The following is a 21,145-nucleotide window of genomic DNA, read 5'->3' as shown; positions in this document are numbered from 1 at the left end:
AGAAGTCTATATTTTAATGATACGCATCTTGCCCGTTTTCACTACGCTTCTTACGCGATTGCAAATATTCCAGCAGATAGGCAGTACGGTCTGTCTGAATGATGGCCGCTCCGAGTGTATCGATCAGATAACCATATCCTTCGTCCGGATTCTCCAACGATTTATCATCATCATGTCCGCCAGCCATCGTATCCCACAACGTATTATACCAGATTTTACTTTTTCCTTTCAACTTCGTTTTTACTTGCTTGGGGACCTGGCAGGTATCCGATACAAATAGAAGTTCAAAAGCTACGGGATGCAGCTCCGTCATAAAATCATCCAGTTGCTTCATTGCTCCCGGCTTATCCAAATGAATGATAGGCATATAAATGATACGGTCCAGATATTTACCTAAGTCGTTCTTTACGTCTGCCACAGGCTTGGAACCTTTCATGATAATCTGATCCACTGTTCCCGTCTTTTCGAGGATGGGGAAAATCTCGTCAAATATCGGATATGCTTTATCCAGATTGACCATCACACGACCTTTGGCAACCCATAAAGCCTCTTCCAAAGTAGGTACACGATGCTTGGTTTTGAGTGCCGCTCCATTCTTCAGATAGAGTGTCCGGATAGAATCCAATGTCCATTCGGCTACCTTTCCTTTTCCGGTAGTCGTTCGGTCCAGCGTTTTGTCATGCATCAGGATCAATTGACCGTCTTTGGTTTTCTGAACATCCAGCTCCACTACGTCAGCTCCCAGACGAATGGAACTTTCAATAGCGGCAAGTGAATTTTCGGGTGCGTAACGCCAGTCTGCCCGATGAGCTACAACCGTGATTTCTTTATTGTCAGGGTTCGTTATCTTCGCATAAATGGCTTTCACCGGTTCGTCTGCCGACAGGCAGAAAGGAAATGCGAATAAGATTCCTATCATTATATATTTCTTCATATCTATATGTACTATTATCTGTATCCTTTAGACTTTAAATATTTGGCAGCTACTTCAGCATAGTCTGTTTGCACAATGTTGATGCGTTTGTTAATCATTCCCACCAAACCGGAGTAGTTTTCCGACAACATATTGGTATCATTCGCTCCGACAATGTTGGAGAAAAGAAGCCAGCCTTGATCTTTAATCTCATTAACCATCGTTCCACCCATAGCGTCTGACGTAGACAGCTGCATCATTTGTACATTATCAGTGTAGGATGAGGAGAAGTATGTGATATCATCGGCGGCTTTTGCCATCGGGTGCAACAGCAAACTACTGTTGGCTGTCTTCAAATCAAATGCATAATTGCGATTGTTGGATACATACAGCAAAGTGGAACCTTCCATATCCAATTTTTTAAGCAATGCGACGATCGTATTTACCGCAACATTCTTGTTGACAATATCCAGATTATAATAAACTTTTCCTTTTCCCTTCTTCATCGCTTCCTCCAAAGTCGGGATTCGTTCGCCAGTTATATTGCCGGATGCATCTTTCAGATAAAATTGTTGTAATTGCTGATAAGTAAAGTCTCCCACCGCACCGCTACCGTTTGTTGTCCGGTCGATGGTGTTGTCGTGCATCAATACCAACACACCGTCAGAGGTCGGCCGTGCATCCAGTTCGATCATCTCAACTCCTGCTTTGACCGAGTGTTCTATCGCAGGTAACGAGTTTTCGGGAATCCCCTCTTTCATCCCTTTTTGGGTATTTCCACGATGCGCGCAGAGCCACACTTTATAAGAGGTGCTTTCAAACAGACTCTTTAAATCTGCTTTCAAATTCCCCGTCATAGGCAACTGTCCTCCTTCTTCTCCACCGGGATTCTCTCCATTCCCTCCCGATTGGGCTCCGGAGTGACGTCTGTCCTTCCCTTTCATCGGCCAGGCAGAGGTTGCGGCCCCGGTAATTCCCTCATCTTCCAAAGCTACTAACACGCTCTTTGTAGGGTCCACCGTATTGGTGACTCCGATATAAATCGCTCCATCCGGTCCGATGGTAGGCGAACTCCAGATTTTACCGATTCCCGCTTCCCAATCTCCTTTTAAAGGAGAGTCACTTTCACTAATCAACGCAGCAAGGTCTTTTTTCAGAATCAATTGTTCATCCGATTCTTCCGGTTTAATGATATAATAATTGCCGGACTGGGTGCCGAAATGTATGTTTCCTGCTTGATCAATTGCCGCACAACCGCTTACATCTTCCGCAATGCCGTAATGCCATTGGATAGCTCCTCCCGGAGACAAAGAGATGATTCCTCCGGTTGCTTCCCCCGGAGCACGTTTCACTGTAACGATAATGCTTCCGTCGAGTCCTATCACAACACCGCCTTGATCCAGCGTGCCGACATTGCCCAAAGGAGTACGCCACTTCTCCACTCCATCACTTCCCATAGCAAATGCGCTACTTCCCATTCCTGCAAACGTAGCTGTTCCGTAAATAGTACCAGCCTCATCTACTGCCGGAGAACCGTTCATATTTTCTGACGGCTTATCATCGCCGGAGCTAAATACCTGCCAAGCCCACATTACATTTCCACCGGCATTCAACGCAGAAGCAGAAGCCCCGAACAATCCATTCTTTCCGCCACCCCAAACTAAAGTGTTGTTTGCCAATACTATTCCGGCAGATACTCCTCCGGAAGGACCTCCGGAATTATCCGCATTCGCTACGTATCCTACCCGATAGCCGGTCACCTTATCTACTGCAAGCACTGATCCTGTAGAACCGCCATTACCCATATATACATGATTCTCACCAATGGCACAGGTCAGGTAATTGATACGGGGTGTGGAAGCGTTTCCTTTATTCCAGAAGCCCTTTTCAGCGTCACCTGCCACCAGCCATTTCTTACTCCCGTCCGGATTTATTGCATACACACGTCCTACTTTGCCACTGGTGTCTCCTGTTCCTACGTAGATTGTTCCGTCTATATCAATGCTTGGAGTAGTATGCGTATTTCCGGATGGTGCATCGCCGTCAGCAGATGTCCAAAGGTCAAATTCCCAAAGCTGGTCTCCTGTCGCTGCCGAAAATTTACGTAAATAATGATCATTGGAAGTCATATACACCCCATTATCATCACTGACAGCCGGAGCTGTAGAACGTACTTCTCCTAACACATGACCGCCTACCCATTTCAGTTTTACATTTCCTACTTCAGGCAAAGGCTCCGAATCAATGGTCAACAATTTGTGAGCCATCGCATAAGTGCCTTTTGCATCCTTCACATGAAGAGTCACCGTATAGGCACCGTTCGTTTGATAGGTGACTACGGGATTGGGGTCCGTTGAAGTCTTTCCGTCTCCCAAATCCCACTCATAAGTGTAGTTTCCTTCTCCGCCTACGGTTTCATTAGTAATGCGAACTTCATCTCCGACATAATACAGCGACTTGTCAAAAGAGAATTTGGCTGTTAACGCATTTTCTTTCCAGTCATCCGAACAGGCTGAAAACAGCAGCAAGCAGATGCAAAACGTTGCAAATATTTTTATATTCTTCATAATCTGTTCTTTCTTAATTTATTAATAACCATCGTTTTGAGGATAATTTTCGGCTCCTGCCAAATCGCGTTCCGACTGGGGAACCGGATAGTACATTAAATAGTTTCTTCCGTTCAGCGAAGTAAATAAATCCAACCGATTGGTCCTCTTCAAGTCGTACCAGCGCTGTCCTTCTGCATACAGTTCACGATGGCGTTCGTCCAGTATCTGATTCTGAAACTCGGTGTCGCTCATGCTTGAAGGTAATGAGACTGTAGCATAACGCTTATTCATAAACTCTTTCAAGGTCGACAGGCCGTTCGTTGCTCCCAGTGCTTCCGCTTTAATCAGATACATTTCGGCTACACGAGCCACTACTATAGGAGTTTGAGAAGGTTGTTCGTTGGTCACAAACTGCCCGGTGCTTCCATTCGGAAATTTGATGATCCGGCTATTGTCTGCCCCAAAGACTGCTTTGGCACGAATATCCTGCTTTTTGACTGAAGTATCGGCATAAAGATGACTATAGCAATCGGCAGAGGGAGAATAATCCCATGTCGGGTCAATATCATTAACAGACTGATAGAAAAGTAACAATCCCGTGCTGCGTTTATTGGCCAGAGCAAAAATCAGTTCTTTGCTATTACTATTGGAGATGAAAGCATTAGCATATTCAGCTGATGTGGTACTCAATGCGAAATTGGACTTAGTAATCACTCTGTCTGCATAAATAGCCGCATTCGTATAATCTTTCAAGGCCAGACAAACTTTTGCATTCAATGCATCACATACACTTAAAGATACGTAAAAGCGATCGGTAAATTCCGGAAGTAAGCTCTCTGCCTTGCCCAAATCTTCTTTAATAAAATTCCACACATCGGCTTCGGGTGAGATAGGCACTACGTCGTAAGTACGCTTACGTAAAATAGGCGCTCCTCCCCAACGGGTGACTAAATGATAATAAATCAATGCCCGGAAATAATAGCCGGTTCCTCCGGTCTGTTTCACCACCTGACTGTCTTTATTGGAGGATGCTTCGTAGGTCTCCACCAAGAAATTGACTTGCTTTAAGGCTGTGAAACATTTCTGCCACTGCCCCAATACATCTTTGGAGCTCGGAGCCATCGACATCGGATCATTCATGGAAAATCCCGGGCCCGCCTTGAAATTCTCTCCTTTCACATCACCGTCCATATAGAACTTGAAAACCAGTTCTTCCATTTCAGCATATACCCCGTTAAGCAACTTTGTCAAGTCGGACTCGCTCAATGCGTCTTGAGGTATCTTGTCCTTCGGTCGCATTTCATCCAGCATATTTGAGCATCCTGTCATCCATAAAAGACAAATGCCGCATAGTAAATAGTTGATCATATAAAATCGTTTCATACTCGTCTGTTTTTAAAAGTTTAGATTCAAACCAAAGATAAATGTTCTCAACACTGGTTGCAGGCCGAAATCAACTCCGTAATTGGAGTCTCCGGGACTGCCCGAGAAAGAAGTTTCAGGATCGTAACCCGAATATTTTGTAAAAGCCAGCAAGTTGTCTGCCGAAACGTAAAATCTCAGAGAGTTCACATGAATTTTCTTCGTGATGGATTCCGGCAAGGTATATCCTAATGTGACTGTTTTCAGTTTGAAGTAGGAAGCATCTTCCAGATAGCGGGTGGATGTCTGAACATTGTAGTCATAATCATATCCGGTATGCACACCGATCCTTACAGGACGGGGAATCGAGTTGCTGGTGCCTTCACCGCGCCAGTATCCATTGGCTACCTCCTTACTGATATTAAAGAACTGTTCTACGGATTCTCCACGGTCGCCCACTTTTACATTAGACAGTGCCAGACCTAAATGGTCGGTACCTTCGGAACCATTGACACCCCGCCATGCCGCCATCACTTTTCCACCTACGGAAAATTGCCCAAATAATGACAGATCAAAACCTTTGTATGAGAAATTCGAAGTAATACCACCGTAAAAGTCGGGAATAGCTTTTCCTACATTCACACGGTCAGCGTCGGTGATGTCGCCATCTTCATTGTAATCAAAATATCGCACATCACCGGCACGCACTCCCTTGGCATAAAGTTTGGCGGGAACTTCATCGTCACGCTGATAAATGCCTTCCATCTTCAACATATAAAATGTACTGATGGGTTCTCCGTTGATCAAAGCATGCATGGAACCACCCAAAAGGTTACTCCCGCTACTGGGTACAACGTACATTTCACTTCCTTCAATTAAAGAGAGCAGTTTGTTCTTTACGAAAGAAATATTACCTCCCAAGTCCCATTTGAATTTTCCGGTGAGAATTTTGCCGTTTAATGCCAATTCAAGTCCTTTATTCTCCAACGAACCGATGTTAGACTGTAGAGTGGTATATCCGGTACTTGCATTTACAGGTTTCTTAAACAGCAGATCGGTCGTTTTCTGATAGAACATATCAACGTTCAAGGTTAAACGAGACTGAAACATTTCGATATCAAAACCTATATTGAACTGACTTGCTTTCTCCCAAGTCAGCGCACGTGCGTCCTGTGAAATCTGGAATCCGGCAGAGCCATTGTAGGATGCGCCTCCCGCACTAATGAGCGACAACGGAGCATAATTGCTGACACCTGCCATGCTGCCTGTCATACCCCAGCTTAATCTCAGTTTGGCATCATTGACATATTTGTTTTTGGGAAAGAAGCCTTCATTGGAAGCTCTCCATGCAAAAGAAGCCGAGGGAAAGTAACCATACCTCTTATTCTTCGCAAAGCGGGAAGAACCATCGCTGCGTAACGAGGCATTCAGGATATATTTATTATCCCAGTTCAGGGCGATTCGACCAAAGTAAGACTCCAAAGCGTAGGAAGTATAACTGATATCTCCGGCATAGATGTTCGGTCCGGCATTAATGAGATCGAAACTGGACGAAGGATAGGCACCATTGGCGTAATTATCACTCTTTGCTCCAAACTGTTCGTAAGTGTATTTCTCGAAAGAGTGTCCTAACATAACTGAGTAAATAAGTTTATTCCATTCGTTATTGTAAGAGAAAACATTATCAATCACATAACGGAAACTCTGGTCTTTCTGTTGAGCCAAAGCTCCCCAACCACTACTGTTTTTACGGGCATCGTGCTTATCCGATAACTTCTTTGAAACATTATCCAAAATGCCGTACGCACTCACTGTCGGTGTATATTTAAAACCTTTGAAGGGGGTGACGTCTATACTGAATACTCCCGACAACTGATATTTCTTTGCTACCCAGTCTTCTTCATTTATTAACATGAGGGGATTATGGCGCAGAATATCCGTTCCATTCACTTTATAGGATGTCCCGTCTTCTTTGTAAGGAGAATACCAAGGTTGTTCCTCACGGGCTGTACGCAATACTTTCAAACTGGTACTCGTTTCTTCCAATAAGTCCGAACGACTTGCCGAACCTGCCAGATTCATATTTAGTTTGAAGATGCTGTTTATTTTATGTGAGAACTTAGCACGCATATTGTATTGGTCATACTTACTCTTATTCAAATAGCCTTCCTGAGTATTGGCTCCTAAGGAAGCAAAAAAAGTAGTCTTTTCATTTCCGCCGGAAATGCTGATAGAACCGGCACCCGTCTTTGAGTTCTTTCTTGAAATCTCTTTCACCCAGTCGGTTTCCTGAATCTGAGAAGGAATATACAGTTGCAGGTTGGTTCCCATCTGCACATTGTAGTTATCAATAGCAGCCTGCATAGTATTCATGTATTCCGTTGAATTAGCCATCTCTATATCACTGGCAAGGGAGGCAAAGCCGTAACGGCCGGATACTTCGATCTTTGTTTTCCCCTGCTGCCCCGATTTGGTAGTGATCAGCACCACCCCGGCATTGGCACGCGAACCATAGATTGCCGCTGCCGACGCATCTTTCAACACTTCCATACTCTCAATATCATTGGGATTCAAATTCGGATATTTTTCGCTGGGGATTCCATCCACTACATACAGCGGTGAACTTCCTCCGCTAACGGAACCGATACCACGAACAGTTATATTGGGAGTTTCACCCGGTGTTCCGGAGGCAGAAGATATATTCACACCTGCCACACGACCTTGCAACATCTTAATCGGATTGTAATCATTTCCCTGATCTATATTCTCCATCTTCACTTTACTGATAGAGGTAGTGACCAGCTTCTGTGACTGAACTCCATAACCTACTACTACGACTTCATCGATCATCTTACTATCTTCCTCAAGTACTACCTTTACCAATGTCTGATCGGTAGTAGCAAGATTGACTGTCTTGTAACCGATATAAGAGATGGTCAAGACTGCTTTCTCCGGTACGTCGGGCAATGCGAACTTACCATCAAAATCCGTTATTGTCCCGTGAGACTCACCTTTAATCACGATACTTGCACCGATAATGGGTTCTCCGTTGGCATCGACAACTGTTCCGGTTACTTTTTTCGTCAGTTGTTTACTTTGTGTTTTACGAATCAACACAATGACGTTTTCCTGTTCTTTTTTGTAAGTCAGTTCCATTCCTTCCAAAAGACGTGTCATGGTCTGGTCGATCGTTACATCCCGAACGTTCAATGAAACTTTCCAACTCAATTCCGGCAGACTCTCACTGTAGAAAAACTTGTAATTACTAACTTGCTCAATCTTTTTTAATGAGGCTCTTAACGAGATGCCTTTCAAATCAACCGTTATTTGAGAATAAGCGGTCAAAGAGATGCTCATGAACAGTAGCAGACAAATGGCCCGTAATGTTCTCCAGTTCTTACTTCTCCCTGCTGTAGACTGAGGGAGTTTCACAAAGGGTGTTCTGTTTTCCATATATCAAAACTTTTAAGTTGTTTGACAGGTATACCGACTGCTCTCCCCTTTCGTCCAATCGGCTATCTATCTTTAACTCTTGTTAACTAACGGTTCTTCATAAATTAAAAAGCCATTCCGGGGGAAAACTCAGGAATGGCTATATCTAATTTCATGATAAAGATGCTTATCTACTTCTCTTTCAAGACAATGACCGAGCCATCCATTTCATAATAAAAAGGCGAAGTAAGCATGAGAATATTCAAGGCGTTCTGTATGCCGCCACTAGGAATCGTTCCCGTAAAGTATTCTTTAGGAAGTTTATTCGAATCGAAACGTATCTCCACATCATAAATCCGTGAAAGAGTTTTCATGATGTTTTCCAACGATTCTTTCTCGAAATAGATATTTCCTTTCGTCCATTCAATATAATCATTGGGATGCACTTGGGTAGCAACAAGTTGATGAGTGGTTTTATTGTATTCTATTTTATCACCGGGCTTCATCATACGCGAAGTTTCCTGAGTGTAAATTCCTACTTTCCCTTCCAACAAAACAACCGTAATGTCTTTTGCATCTTCATAAGCAGATACATTGAAGGAAGTCCCCAATACCTTTACTTCCAAATCACCTACCTGCACTATAAACGCATGTTTCTCATCAGGAGCGACTTTAAAGTAGGCCTCACCATTCAGTTGCACTCTGCGGACTTTCTCTCCAAAATTATTCAGATAACTCAATTGAGAAGCTGAGTTAAGCACTACATTCGTTCCATCCGGCAATTCAACTGTAGCTTTATCACCTTTATCTGCTTTGACAATAAAAGGCGCACTGGTCATTTGCGACGAATCGATCAAATAATAAGTGAAAAAAGCAATACAGACAGGTAACAAAATAGCAGCCACCCACCTCCAAGGAATCATAGGGAGAGTTCTCACGCCCTTCGTTCTCGGTGACGTATGTTTCAGTGTTCCTTCTTTTATCCGTGCAAAGAGTTTATCACGCAGTATCGGATCAATAGCGGCATCCGACTTGGTAAACTCCTGTTCCCACCAGTTTTGCAACTGACGGTCGTTCTTTATCCAATCGGACAACTCCTTTATTTCAGTGTCCGCTATATTTCCTTCGAAATATTTTTCAATCAGCTCTTTATAATGTATCTTATCCATCTTCCTACTTATTTACAGGTATACATTTTCATCCTATCTGCCATCCAAAAGCAAAGATTACAATTACATTTCATTAACAAAAAAAGGCAAACAGAAGCGCAACGATTTTATCATAATGCTTCATTAACTGCTCACGCATAAACTTCACGGCCAAAGATAGTTGCGTGGCAACTGTACTTTCGGAAATGCCCATCATCTCCGCTATTTCTTTATTTGTATAATTTTGCCTTTTGCTCAGAATAAAGATTTTCTTCCGTTGCGCCGGCAATTCTTCAGCCAAAGAATCGATATATTCATTCAAGAATCGCAAGTCAATACTTTCTTCTGTCTGGGAGTCACGGTCTACTCCAGTATTTTTCAAATATTCATTGTAAACATACTCTACAGTCTGACGCTGATACATATTCATTAATAAATTCTTGGCGATGGTACAAAGAAAAGAAATAAATGAAGACTCCGGCTCTACTCGCTCACGTACTTCCCAAACACGTATAAAGGCAGACTGAACTACTTCTTCAGCCATATATTGATTGCCGGAAGAAATTCGCATAATGAAGTTGTATAACTTACCGCTATACATATTATATAATCTTTCAAATGCTTGAAAAGAGCCGTTCTTTAATTCGGTTAATAAACGTTTTTCATTTATAGAATCCACCATAGCTTAGAATTTTGCAACAAAGGTATGTTACCATCGGTCAGAAACAGGTGACAATGATATTAATATTTTCTCAGATTTCCGATTTTTCAGCAGAGTTTCTGCACATAAAACTTTAAAAGCGATATTTTAACCGTCATTGGTAAAATATCGCTTTTAAAATATATAGCTCAACTATATTGACTAATAAGTAAGTCGGATACCCGCCTGAATATTGAAGTTGAACGGATTCTCCTTACGGATGGTCTGTACATCAGAACCATCATCAAAGAAATAAGCAACACCGGGTTCTACGTATATACCTACCCGTTTGGTGGCATTAAACTGTGCGCCGACTGCACCGGAGACGGAGAATTGCAAAGGTTTCACAGTTTCCTTTTCCGTGCCCAGCTTACCATAAACACATTTCTCAATCATACCTCCACCGGATACATAAAGAGTAAACAGTTTCTTATCAAGGAAGTTCCAGTTCGCTTTTAACGGGATACCCAGATAATGCAGTTTCTGTTCGGTCTTCTGGTCGCTGTCCGCAAACTTTGCATCCGAAGAAAGCAAGGTGTAAGTCAATCCTGTTTCGACAGAGAACCCTTTCGCCAGACTCTTGCGGACAGATAATCCGAAGGAGATAGGTTGATGGTGTTCCATATCGACCACCTGATTGGCCTGACGCAAATATGGTACTCCATCTTCAAAGACCAATTGCTGATCATTGGGTATGCTCAGCAGACCGTTTGATACCGATACCATGCTCACACGGGACATATAAGAAGGAATGCCCGATCCCAACTCTGTAGAAGCACCACCGGAGTTACCTACCGAAAGTCCCATCGACCACGTGCCTTTCTGCGAAGATGCTTTTTCTGCCGGAATATGCAGTTTGTCTCTGCTGGAAGGACGGCGTGGCTTATTTCTCGGTTGTTCCGTATCTGCGGGCTTATGCCGGATGGCTTTCGTTTCTTCCACCGGTTCCACTTCTTCTTTTTCTTTCCGGTCGCCGGTCTGAGCGTTCAGCTCCGAAGGTTGCTCTTCTTTCTTCACCGGTTCGTCGATATTTGCCGTTGGTTGGGGAATGTTCCGTTCCGCTTTCGCGATGCGGTTCTTCACTACCGGACGCACTACCGGTTCTATCGTTGTTCCTGTCATATCCGGTTGCTGCGCATCCGGCAAAACATCCGGAACAGAGGCTAACGCCGGAGTCTTGGCATGACGAATTTCATCAGCAGCAGGAGTCCCGAGGAAATACAGGCTGACCGATGACCCCAAAGCCAATAAAATGACAGCCGCAGCGGCTACCGTCCATTTACGATAAGGATATATCTTCCTCTCCACAGGAGGCATAAGTTCTTTTTCCAGTTGTTCCCAACCGGAAGCAGGAAGCGGCTCCGAGTAATCCCCGAGCTTCTCCTTCAACTTATTCATCCATAATTCTTTCTCTTCCATATCTCTACCTATCCGTTATTCATTATCCATTCTTTTACTCTCTTAGCCAACACGCTCTTCGCCCGAAATAATTGCGAAGCCGATGACTTCTCATTAATACCTAACAACTGTGCTATTTCCTTATGCGATTTTTCCTCGAAGGTGTAAAGGTTGAACACGGTACGGTATCCTGCCGGCAACTCTTCGATAAATCGCATCAATACCGCTTGCGGAATCATCTCTACAGCCGAAGCGTCGGGTTCCTCGTAATCTTCGGGTACTTCTTCCAAAGGCGTAGACTGACTGATTACATCACTCTTGCGAAGATACTGTAAAGCGGTATTGACCATCACTCGTTCCATCCAGGCCCGCAGTGAGCCTTCACCCCGCCAGGTGAACTTGTCGAAAGAACTGAATATCTTTATAAAACCATCGTGAAGCAGATCCTGAGCTGTATCACGGTCGCCGGTATAGCGCAGACAGACGCCTAGCAAACGCCCTCCATAATGCTCATACAATTCTTTGCGGGCTCGATTATTTCCCAGCCTGCATTGTTCCGACAACTCAAATTCTTCCATTTGCTTATACACGTGTTTACCTTATAAATGCAGCAAAGATAGAAATACTGCACAGAGAGAACAACTCTTTTGCAACTTTTGTTTCTTTAACAGATCCAAATGCAATATTTTCTCCCCCCTTGCATTTTCAGAGTACAAAGCAAGTAAATAGTACTCATTAAAAAACATTTTTATAGTATATGAAGAAATTTAAATTCATTGCATTTATTATTGCTGTTATGACCACAATGCCGATACTTCAGTCGTGTCTGGATGATGATGACTCCTCATCCGATTCACTGGTCATCAGCACCATCAATCTGATCAGCCCGGATAGCAAGGATTTCTATTTCACTCTGGATGATGGAAAAACAATGTTCCCGAGCAATGGAAACGGATGGATCAGTGACAAGAATAAAGACGGGCAACGCGCCTTTGTGATATTCAAAGAGCTGGAAGAACCGGTGAAGGGATATGACTATAATATTCAGGTAAGAGAAATAAAAGAGATCCTGACCAAAGAAATCGTGACTATGGGGGAAGGAGAAAATACGGAAGAGAAGATCGGAGACGATAAAATCAATTCTACTTATATGTGGATTACCCAAGACAAGAAATATCTGACAATCGAATTCCAATATTACGGCACGCATAGCGAGGACAAGAAACATTTCCTGAATCTGGTCATCAACAACAAGGAAGCTGAACCCGCTGCCGATGATGCCAACGATGAGTATATCGATCTTGAATTCCGGCATAACGACGAAGGCGACACCGCCGACCGTCTGGGCGAAGGGTATATATCTTTCAAACTGGATAAGATTCAAGATCAGATGAAAGGCAAGAAAGGACTCAGAATACGTGTCAAGACCTTATATAACGGGGAAAAATTCTATGAAGTGAAATTCCCCTCATCTAATTAAATCTAGTAATTATAGAAACACTCTTTTTATTATAATATATAATTACGCAAAAGAGGGCGACAGTTGTGAAACTCTCGCCCTTAATTTTATCATAAAGTGATCCGTTTATTTCTTCTTATTATTTCTTTTCATTCTTGTCACCGAAATAATTCCAGACGAGCGCACTGACAGCCGCTCCTACAAACGGCGCTACAATAAACAGCCACAACTGCGACAACGCTTCTCCACCCTGGAACAATGCCGGACCGATGCTACGTGCCGGATTGACGGAAGTACCTGTAATAGGGATACATACGATATGCACCAATACCAGAGAAAGACCGATGGCAAGGCCTGCGAAAGCTCCCGCCCCTTTCTTCGGATCGGTAGACCCCAGCACCACCAATACAAAAATGAAAGTAAAGACCACTTCTGCGATGAATGCCTGTAGCATCTCGCCGTCACCAAAGCCGTTGGAACCGGTAGCCGTCGGTCCGTCATGCCCGCCGGTGGTCACCAGGGCATAAAGAATAGCCGAACCGATAATCGCTCCTATAACCTGGAAAAGCATATACATACCCGCATCTTTTCCATTCATACGACCCGAGAGGAATACTCCTAACGTAATAGCAGGATTGATGTGACATCCCGAAATACCTCCGATAGCATACGCCATCGCCACTACTGAAAGTCCAAATGCCAAAGCAACGCCGACCGTTCCCACGCCGGCTCCTACAGTACCAGCCATACTGCCGGCAAAAACAGCACTTCCACATCCCATCAGGACGAGCACCATCGTCCCAATCATTTCTGCAATGTATTTTTTCATATTACTAAATAAAAAATGGTTGATTCTCCAAATATAAGGAATTAATACCTAGATTCAAAATGTATGTGCCTAATTATTACTATCTTTGCAGCATTTTTGAATAAAACCACCAAACCATAAAATGAAAAAAGGACTTTTTTATGCTATACTGGCCTCTGTATTATGGGCTATCGTCAATCCGTTTATCAAGCAGGGGCTGAGTTACGACTTTTCGCCGATGAACTTTGCAGGAATCCGCTTTACCACTGTAGGTATCATTCTTTTTGCTTATACCTGGCATAAGGGAATGTGGAAAGAAATACGCCAACACAGCAAACTGTTTCTGAATCTGATCCTGATCAATATGTTTATGGGGTACACGGCTTTCTATTTCGGAGTCGATTTCGTCAGCGGGGCTATCTCTTCTATCATTATGGGAATGACACCTCTGATCAATGTACTGCTAGCCCATCTGCTGGCCAGCAATGACCGGCTGAATGTGCACAAGATTATCAGCCTTATTGTCAGCCTCATCGGTTTGCTGCTTATCGTAGGCATGGGCAGCAATGGCGCTCCGCTGGACTGGAAAGGGATCACGGGAATTGTACTTCTGCTGCTCAGTATCATCTTTCAGGGATATTCCGCGATTTCGGTATCGGAAGATAAAGGCAAGATAAACCCTATTTTCCTGAATGCCGTGCAGATGTTCTTCGGCGGACTGCTCATCTATATGATAGGATTAGGTACGGAAGGGTATCATTCATTTATCGGAAAGCCTGCCGGATTCTATATCAGTCTTTCTATTCTGGTATTTATCTCGGTCTTTGCTTTCAGTTTCTGGTTTATCGCCTTACAGAGTAAAGGAGCCAAAGTGAGTGATATCAATATGTGCAGACTGATCAACCCGATATTGGGCGCCATACTTAGCTGGATCATGCTCCCGGGAGAGTATCCGACATTCAGTACCGTTGCAGGAATGATTATCATAGTCAGCTCCCTCATTATCTATTTTAAGGGAGCTGAAATAGGGCGATGGTTGAAACGCCATACAGCCGGAAGCAGTACGCAGGAATAAACAATATTACAGCAAGTACTGAATGGATTGCAGGGATTGCATTTCTTTGGGTACTGCTGCCAGTATCTCTTCTTTGAGTACATTGAGCAGGCTATGACGGATAAAATCCCTATTGGTCGCAAGCACTATCTGCCGTGTAGGACGGGGAATGGCAAACGGACGTACCAGTTTCTTTTGTTCTTCGTTCAGTTGCGAAACAGCCAGTTCGGGAATGAAGGTGATTCCTTTTCCGCTTTCTACCATACGCATAAAGGTTTCCATACTTCCCAGATGGTAGGCCATCTGATTGACTTTGACCGTTTCCATCTGGCAGAAACGTACAAGCTGGTCACGGAAGCAATGCCCTTCGTCCAATAACCAGAGACGTTCGCCCGTTATATCGGAAGTGCGTATCACGTCGTGCTTGAACAGAGGTTCTTTGCAGGATACATATCCGAAGAATGTTTCATAGAAAAGTGTTTCTTCTTTCAGGAAAGTGTCTTCCAATTTGCTGGCTATAATTGCGGCATCAATATCTCCGGCATGCAATGCCTGCTGGATATTCTGTGTTTTCATTTCTGTGACACGTATATCCAGTTCCGGATACTTTTCCATCAGTTGGGGGAAGAAGCGGGGAAGTAAATAAGGTGCTATGGTAGGCAATACCCCCAAATGGAACACGCCTGCCAGTGACTGTTTCTCTTCACTGATTATTTCTTTCACCTGCGCTGTCTGTGCCAGAATGACACGTGCCTGATCAATGATCTTTTCTCCAATCGCTGTGGGACAGACCGGCTGCACCGTACGGTCAAACAACTTCACTCCCAGCTCATCTTCCAGTTTCTGGATCATAGCACTCAGCGTGGGCTGCGTCACGCGGCAATATTCCGCCGCTCTGGCAAAATGACGGAACTGATCAACCGCCAATATATATTCTAATTGTTGTATTGTCATCTATCAAATATGATTAAGTTATAGATTTCTTCTATGCAAAGATAGAAATTATCAGTTTGACAACAAGCATTTTCCGCCTTATCTTTGCAGTACAGAAAAAAGAAAACGAATATAAATCATTAAAAACAAATAGAATATGAAAACTTTAGAATTTATCAAATTGAACGAATCGGGAGCAAACAACGTAGTAGCATCTTTGCAACAATTACTGGCAGACTTCCAAGTATATTACACCAACCTCCGCGGTTTCCACTGGAATATCAAAGGGCATGACTTCTTCGTACTTCACAGCCAATTCGAAAAGATGTATGATGACACTGCCGAAAAAGTGGACGAAATCGCAGAACGTATCCTGATGCTGGGCGGTACTCCTGCCAACAAATTCAGTGATTATCTGAAAGTAGCCAATATTAACGAAGTGGATAAGGTAAGCAACGGAGAACAGGCACTGGATAACATACTACAGTCTATCAGTTATCTGATCGGTGAAGAACGCAAGATTCTGTCTATCGCTTCACAAGCCGGAGATGAAGTAACCGTTTCGATGATGAGCGATTATCTGAAAGAACAGGAAAAGCTGGTTTGGATGTTGACGGCTTATAACAGCAAGTAAATACAAGGTTTAGGTTTTAAGTGAAAAACAGGCTGACTCGTGATTATTCAGAATCAGCCTGTTCCATGTTTATAAACTCAGATTAGAAATAAGTCTCTTCGTCACTCACAGACTCTCTACAGAAATATCTTTTGTTAGTCTTATGTCATCCGAAGAGGCACCAATCATTATCCGGAAATCTCCTGTTTCCACAACACGTTTCATATTCCGGTCGATAATGGACAGGTCTTTTTCGGTCAAAGTGAAAAAGATTTCCTTCTCCTCTCCTCTTTTCAGGAAGAAGCGTTCAAAACACTTTAATTGTCTGAGAGGCTGAACTACTGAAGCATATTCATCCCTCAGATAAAGTTGTGCCACTTCTTCACCGTCATAGCTTCCTGTATTTTTCACTTTGAATGAAACTTCAAAATGGCAGGGAGATTTACGTATTACCTGTAAATCCGAATATTCGAAAGTGGTATAACTCAACCCATAGCCAAAAGTGTATAATGGAGAAGCAGCTTGTTCGACATAATCATGATTGCGGGGAGCCTTTTTATTATAATAGACAGGTATCTGTCCGACAGAACGGGGGATGGAAACCGGCAATCGTCCGGCAGGATTATAATCTCCAAACAAAACATCAGCTATTGCATACCCTCCTTCCTGCCCCGGATAAGAAGCGGTCAGCAATGCGTCGGCATACTCGGATGCCCAGACTTTATCCAGCGGACGACCTTCAATATAGACAACGATCAGTGGCTTTCCGGTAGCCTTCAATGCAATCAATAAATCTTGTTGTTTTCCCAGTAAAGTCAAGGTAGCCCTGTCAAACCCCTCGCCACATTCCATGTCACTGATACTCTTTTCGTCAGCAATTGCTGCACCCGTCTCCTGATAGCTCGTCTTGAAATCACGTGCGCTGGATCCTCCTACCACCGCTATTATGACTTCCGAACGGCTAGCTGCTTCCACCGCTTCCGCTATTTCGTTCACTGTCGTATCACGAATAGCACATCCACGCACATACTCCACCTTAGAAGGAGACAGTTTGGAGATCACTCCGTCTAACACGGTTTTTATGTTTTCATCTTCTTGCGGAGCTGTATAGTCTCCCAGCATATTATAACGATTATCCGCATTAGGTCCGACAACTGCTACTTTTTTTATCTTCTTATTCAAAGGAAGAATCGAATTCTCGTTCTTCAGTAATACAATAGATGATTGCGCCACTTTGCGTGCCAATTTGATGTGGTCCTTGCTACGCACTATCTTCGTTGCTGTTTTCGGATTTACATAAGGATGTTCAAACAATCCTATTTCAAACTTCATCCGTAATACCCGGCATACGGCAGTATCAATCACCGCTTCACTGATTTTTCCGAATTGAACGGCGTGAGTAAGATTCATAAACGCATCGCCACCTAAATCAATATCTGCTCCGGCAGAAACGGCCTGCATAGCTGCCTCTTCTATAGTAGGGGCAACAAAGTGACTTTCATGGACTCCTTCAATACTATATAAATCCGAAACAACAAAGCCACGGAATCTCCACTCGTTACGCAGTAATTGTGTCAGCAGATAATGATTGGCCGTACAGGGGACACCATCTATTGAATTGTAGGAGGTCATCACAGACAGTGCTCCCGCATCGATCGCTTCCCGAAAAGGAGGAAGAAAGTTTTCGTGCAGATCTCTGGTCCCTACCGATGCGTAGTTACCGTTTTGTCCACCTTCCGGTACTGCATAAGCCAGAAAATGCTTCAATGTAGCGATGGTAGCATATTCACAGGACAGGTCTCCGCTACCTAGCCCTAGGATCATCGCCGCTCCCAGTCGTCCACTCAATACGGGATCTTCACCAAAGGTTTCTTCTACACGTGACCAGCGAGGATCACGAGATAAATCCAGTACAGGACCATAACTGATATGTGCTCCCTGTGAACGAATCTCTTTAGCAATCACATTCCCTACTTCTTCAATCAGTGTCGGTGACCAAGTTGCCGCCATCCCTATGCCGGTTGGAAAAACGGTCGTTCCAATCGCCATATGTCCGTGAGGTGCTTCTTCAGCCAAAAATAAAGGAATACCCAAACGGGTATTTTCAATCACATATTTCTGCAATGCGTTGCCGGCTTTGGCAGCCAGCTCGGGATTGAGGCCATTTTCCAATGTCTTCTTAGTCCAAGGGTCCGCACGATAAGTTGCCCACAGCATACCTGCGTTCTTTTCTTTCATTAGTCTTTTAAACTTTTCAGAAGGATGTACTTCATCGTCCTTTATTTCGTACATTTCCCAGCCAAGAGGACATAATAGTTGCCCGACCTTGTCTTCCAATGTCATACGTGAAAGCAAGTCTTTCACCCGTTCATCAACAGACAAGACCGGATTTTTATAAGGTAACAGAGAAGATTGGGCAAAAGCCACGACATTCATCGCCAATCCTACAATCAAAATATATAATCGCTTTGTCAACATACAATATGATATAATATAAAAATTACTTTCCGCTGGTTTCGCAGAAGTTTTCATGCGGTGAAACTTTAGTTTCAAGCTGATGAAACTTTAGTTTCAAACAGGAGAAACTCTAGTTTCAAGCCTCAGAAACTAAATGTTCTGCCAATTGAAACAAACCAAGATACTATCAATTCAAAGAATCCATCAAGAGATCACACAAAGATATAATAACCCCTGTGTTGCAGATAAATTATCTGCAACACATCTGCAACAGGTATCTGCAACACAATAAGCCACTATAAATCACCGAATAAACAAGCAGGTGGCAGATATTGCAGATAAAATCAAAAAATATTCTAGAGAGAGGCTATCGACACCCAATTTCCGCTATTCCCAAAGAATCACTTTCGTCCACCATACGAGTCGCTTTTAACTTAAGATAGCGAGCCTCAACCGGACTAAAGTACACATTCTGAAGAATCGGATTATTACGGATGTTCGAGAATTCTCCCTGTGCTACGACTTGCATCGCCTCTTCGGTAATACCGGCAGACAGTTCGTATGATGAGATCAATCCTTTACTATATTCACTTTGATCAGGTAAATAGTAGAATGAATGGATTGTACGATTTTCACCAAGATCAATCATGATTTCCTTGCCTGAGATTAAAGCAGCAGTCTGATCGTCCTTGTCACTACATTTCTTTGCTTCTTCCGTATCCACTCCCAAAATTGTAAAAGGGAAACTTTTCAGTTCTGAGGTTGCCGGTGTATAATTTTCCGTTGCATCGGGAGCGTAATAAGCCCCGACCTCATTGATACACAAACATGCACGAGCATCCGTAAACCGTATACGCAATTCTTCTGTTTCGATCATTTCAAAGCGTAACAAACGTTTGTATCCTACGGTTGTAGTTTCTTCGTTGCATTTAACCGACAGCCACTGATCGCCCTCCTTATATTCTACAACAAAGGATTTAACCCTTTGTCCCAAAGGTACATACTCCTGAATCATTACCCGATTCATCTTCGTCGGCTGACTAAAAGTGAAAGTCAAATCGGCGGTAGTCACTCCGTCATTGGTTGCCCAATAAGTATCGTACTTTCCGTCCGTTACGGCACGAACCTTAAATTGTCCTCCACGCTCGTCGAAAGCTGATACTTTTGCACTGCTCAATAAATTATCTGCCAACTCTTTCTGAACTCTCTGATGGAATGAAACAGCATTCAATGAATCGGTCGGATGAATCAAACCGTTGCGGTCTACAGGGAAGTTTAATAATAAAGTCGCATTATGACCTACACTACGATAATACAAGTCCGTCAGTTGATCGACTGTTTTTACCTTGTCGTCTTCCTCTGGGTGATAGAACCATCCCGGACGGATAGAAACGTCACACTCGGCAGCGACCCATTGATTTCCATCGGCATGACCGTACTGTAATTCCCGATACTTGGGATATCCCGGATATACCTCGCCTGCCCGAAGGAAAGACCAGTTAGTAGCTCCGGCAAATCCATTCTCATTTCCTACCCAACGGCAGCCCGGCCCTCCGTCTGAGAAAATCACAGCCTGCGGTTGCAGTTCATCGATCATCTTATATGCCCGCGGGTAATCATAGTATGTTTTGCGGTCGATCGTACGTGCGTCTTTCGCTCCTCCGTACCAACCGTCTCCTCCGTTGGCTCCGTCAAACCAGATTTCAAAAACATCACCATAATTAGTGAGCAATTCATGCAACTGCTTATAGAAATAATCTACATACTCCGGCGTTCCATAATTGGCTTGATGCCTGTCCCACGGAGAGAGATAAACGGCAAATTTGATTCCATACTTCTTACAGGCATCGGAAAGTTCGCGTACAATATCACCTTTACCGTCTTTGTAAGGGGTATTTCGAATACAGTATTCGGTAAGCTGTGTAGGCCACAGACAAAAGCCGTCATGATGTTTGGCAGTCAGGATTACTCCTTTCATACCGGAATTGACAAATGTCTGCACCCATTGTTCGCAGTCCAGACGAGCAGGATTGAACGTTTTCGGATCAGAGTCGCCATAACCCCATTCACGGTCATTGAATGGTATTGAGACCGAAGTGTACAAAGGCATATGTTTCCATCTTCTGCCAATTTACTTGCTTTTCCTGAGGAACGGGTAAAATAGCTTCCGGTGCCGAAACACTCTGACATCCTGTTAAAAGTAGACTGAATACTACTGTAGAAATACTGGTTGCGATTGGTTTTCTCTTCATGGTGTTCGATTCATTTATAGTTTTATCTTTTCAGGTTATTTTATTTGCCGGTGCTAAGATAGGAAAT

At 43.5% G+C, this 21,145-nt stretch carries 14 protein-coding genes and 1 pseudogene; 3 read left to right on the top strand and 12 right to left on the bottom strand.

Translation table 11 applies throughout. The features are described 5' to 3' along the window. Window positions 1–13: 13 nt before the first annotated feature. From BT_RS23815 to BT_RS23780, 8 genes are all read right to left on the bottom strand, one after another. Window positions 14–934 (bottom strand): glycerophosphodiester phosphodiesterase family protein, encoded by a 921-nt coding sequence (locus BT_RS23815; RefSeq protein WP_062695267.1) that lies wholly within the window; start codon window positions 932–934, stop codon window positions 14–16. Window positions 935–948: 14 nt separating this feature from the next. Continuing rightward, entirely contained in the window at window positions 949–3,480 is a 2,532-nt protein-coding gene (locus BT_RS23810; protein WP_008766762.1) for a glycerophosphodiester phosphodiesterase family protein, read from the bottom strand. 21 nt (window positions 3,481–3,501) lie between these two features. Next, window positions 3,502–4,845 carry a RagB/SusD family nutrient uptake outer membrane protein gene (locus BT_RS23805; RefSeq protein WP_008766763.1) on the bottom strand — a complete coding sequence of 448 codons (1,344 nt, stop codon included), beginning with the start codon at window positions 4,843–4,845 and terminating at the stop codon, window positions 3,502–3,504. Between the two features lie 12 nt (window positions 4,846–4,857). Beyond that, entirely contained in the window at window positions 4,858–8,277 is a 3,420-nt protein-coding gene (locus tag BT_RS23800; protein ID WP_011109397.1) for a TonB-dependent receptor, read from the bottom strand. A 170-nt stretch (window positions 8,278–8,447) separates the two neighbouring features. After that, on the bottom strand, window positions 8,448–9,425 hold the full coding sequence (locus tag BT_RS23795) for a FecR family protein (protein WP_008766765.1): 978 nt from the start codon (window positions 9,423–9,425) through the stop codon (window positions 8,448–8,450). A gap of 73 nt (window positions 9,426–9,498) precedes the next feature. Then, entirely contained in the window at window positions 9,499–10,086 is a 588-nt protein-coding gene (locus BT_RS23790; RefSeq protein WP_008766766.1) for an RNA polymerase sigma-70 factor, read from the bottom strand. A gap of 180 nt (window positions 10,087–10,266) precedes the next feature. Beyond that, window positions 10,267–11,523 (bottom strand): outer membrane beta-barrel protein, encoded by a 1,257-nt coding sequence (locus BT_RS23785; protein ID WP_008766767.1) that lies wholly within the window; start codon window positions 11,521–11,523, stop codon window positions 10,267–10,269. A gap of 8 nt (window positions 11,524–11,531) precedes the next feature. Beyond that, entirely contained in the window at window positions 11,532–12,080 is a 549-nt protein-coding gene (locus tag BT_RS23780; protein ID WP_008760422.1) for an RNA polymerase sigma factor, read from the bottom strand. A gap of 179 nt (window positions 12,081–12,259) precedes the next feature. On the opposite strand from BT_RS23780, the gene BT_RS23775 reads away from it, so the two are divergent. Next, a complete protein-coding gene (locus BT_RS23775; RefSeq protein WP_008766768.1) occupies window positions 12,260–12,982 on the top strand; it encodes a NigD-like protein in 723 nt (240 codons plus the stop codon). A 118-nt stretch (window positions 12,983–13,100) separates the two neighbouring features. Here the strand turns inward: BT_RS23775 and BT_RS23770 are convergent, their stop codons facing one another. Then, entirely contained in the window at window positions 13,101–13,790 is a 690-nt protein-coding gene (locus BT_RS23770) for an MIP family channel protein (RefSeq protein ID WP_032841205.1), read from the bottom strand. Window positions 13,791–13,911: 121 nt separating this feature from the next. Between BT_RS23770 and BT_RS23765 the strand changes: the two genes are divergently transcribed. Continuing rightward, window positions 13,912–14,844 carry a DMT family transporter gene (locus BT_RS23765; protein WP_008760419.1) on the top strand — a complete coding sequence of 311 codons (933 nt, stop codon included), beginning with the start codon at window positions 13,912–13,914 and terminating at the stop codon, window positions 14,842–14,844. A 6-nt stretch (window positions 14,845–14,850) separates the two neighbouring features. On the opposite strand, the gene BT_RS23760 is transcribed toward BT_RS23765, so the two are convergent. Beyond that, the gene (locus BT_RS23760) at window positions 14,851–15,777 is read right to left on the bottom strand and encodes a hydrogen peroxide-inducible genes activator (RefSeq protein ID WP_008766770.1); all 927 of its coding nucleotides are present in this window, start codon (window positions 15,775–15,777) and stop codon (window positions 14,851–14,853) included. Between the two features lie 136 nt (window positions 15,778–15,913). Between BT_RS23760 and BT_RS23755 the strand changes: the two genes are divergently transcribed. Continuing rightward, a complete protein-coding gene (locus BT_RS23755) occupies window positions 15,914–16,390 on the top strand; it encodes a Dps family protein (RefSeq protein ID WP_008766771.1) in 477 nt (158 codons plus the stop codon). Window positions 16,391–16,495: 105 nt separating this feature from the next. Here the strand turns inward: BT_RS23755 and BT_RS23750 are convergent, their stop codons facing one another. Both BT_RS23750 and BT_RS23745 read right to left on the bottom strand, forming a co-directional pair. Next, window positions 16,496–18,844, bottom strand: a complete 2,349-nt coding sequence (locus BT_RS23750; RefSeq protein ID WP_162303180.1) for a glycoside hydrolase family 3 N-terminal domain-containing protein — start codon at window positions 18,842–18,844, stop codon at window positions 16,496–16,498. A 349-nt stretch (window positions 18,845–19,193) separates the two neighbouring features. Then, window positions 19,194–21,078 (bottom strand): annotated as a pseudogene (locus BT_RS23745) (alpha-L-fucosidase). Between the last annotated feature and the right edge of the window lie 67 nt (window positions 21,079–21,145).

This window comes from Bacteroides thetaiotaomicron VPI-5482, from assembly GCF_000011065.1.
GTDB lineage: Bacteria > Bacteroidota > Bacteroidia > Bacteroidales > Bacteroidaceae > Bacteroides > Bacteroides thetaiotaomicron.
The sequence above is the reverse complement of the archived record's forward strand: the minus strand, read 5'-3'. Positions and strand labels throughout refer to the sequence as shown.

Excerpts from the sequence above, each read along its gene's own strand:
- BT_RS23815 (WP_062695267.1), bottom strand. The coding sequence starts at position 934 with ATGAAGAAATATATAATGATAGGAATCTTATTCGCATTTCCTTTCTGC.
- BT_RS23810 (WP_008766762.1), bottom strand. The coding sequence starts at position 3,480 with ATGAAGAATATAAAAATATTTGCAACGTTTTGCATCTGCTTGCTGCTG.
- BT_RS23805 (WP_008766763.1), bottom strand. The coding sequence starts at position 4,845 with ATGAAACGATTTTATATGATCAACTATTTACTATGCGGCATTTGTCTT.
- BT_RS23800 (WP_011109397.1), bottom strand. The coding sequence starts at position 8,277 with ATGGAAAACAGAACACCCTTTGTGAAACTCCCTCAGTCTACAGCAGGG.
- BT_RS23795 (WP_008766765.1), bottom strand. The coding sequence starts at position 9,425 with ATGGATAAGATACATTATAAAGAGCTGATTGAAAAATATTTCGAAGGA.
- BT_RS23790 (WP_008766766.1), bottom strand. The coding sequence starts at position 10,086 with ATGGTGGATTCTATAAATGAAAAACGTTTATTAACCGAATTAAAGAAC.
- BT_RS23785 (WP_008766767.1), bottom strand. The coding sequence starts at position 11,523 with ATGGAAGAGAAAGAATTATGGATGAATAAGTTGAAGGAGAAGCTCGGG.
- BT_RS23780 (WP_008760422.1), bottom strand. The coding sequence starts at position 12,080 with ATGGAAGAATTTGAGTTGTCGGAACAATGCAGGCTGGGAAATAATCGA.
- BT_RS23775 (WP_008766768.1), top strand. The coding sequence starts at position 12,260 with ATGAAGAAATTTAAATTCATTGCATTTATTATTGCTGTTATGACCACA.
- BT_RS23770 (WP_032841205.1), bottom strand. The coding sequence starts at position 13,790 with ATGAAAAAATACATTGCAGAAATGATTGGGACGATGGTGCTCGTCCTG.
- BT_RS23765 (WP_008760419.1), top strand. The coding sequence starts at position 13,912 with ATGAAAAAAGGACTTTTTTATGCTATACTGGCCTCTGTATTATGGGCT.
- BT_RS23760 (WP_008766770.1), bottom strand. The coding sequence starts at position 15,777 with ATGACAATACAACAATTAGAATATATATTGGCGGTTGATCAGTTCCGT.
- BT_RS23755 (WP_008766771.1), top strand. The coding sequence starts at position 15,914 with ATGAAAACTTTAGAATTTATCAAATTGAACGAATCGGGAGCAAACAAC.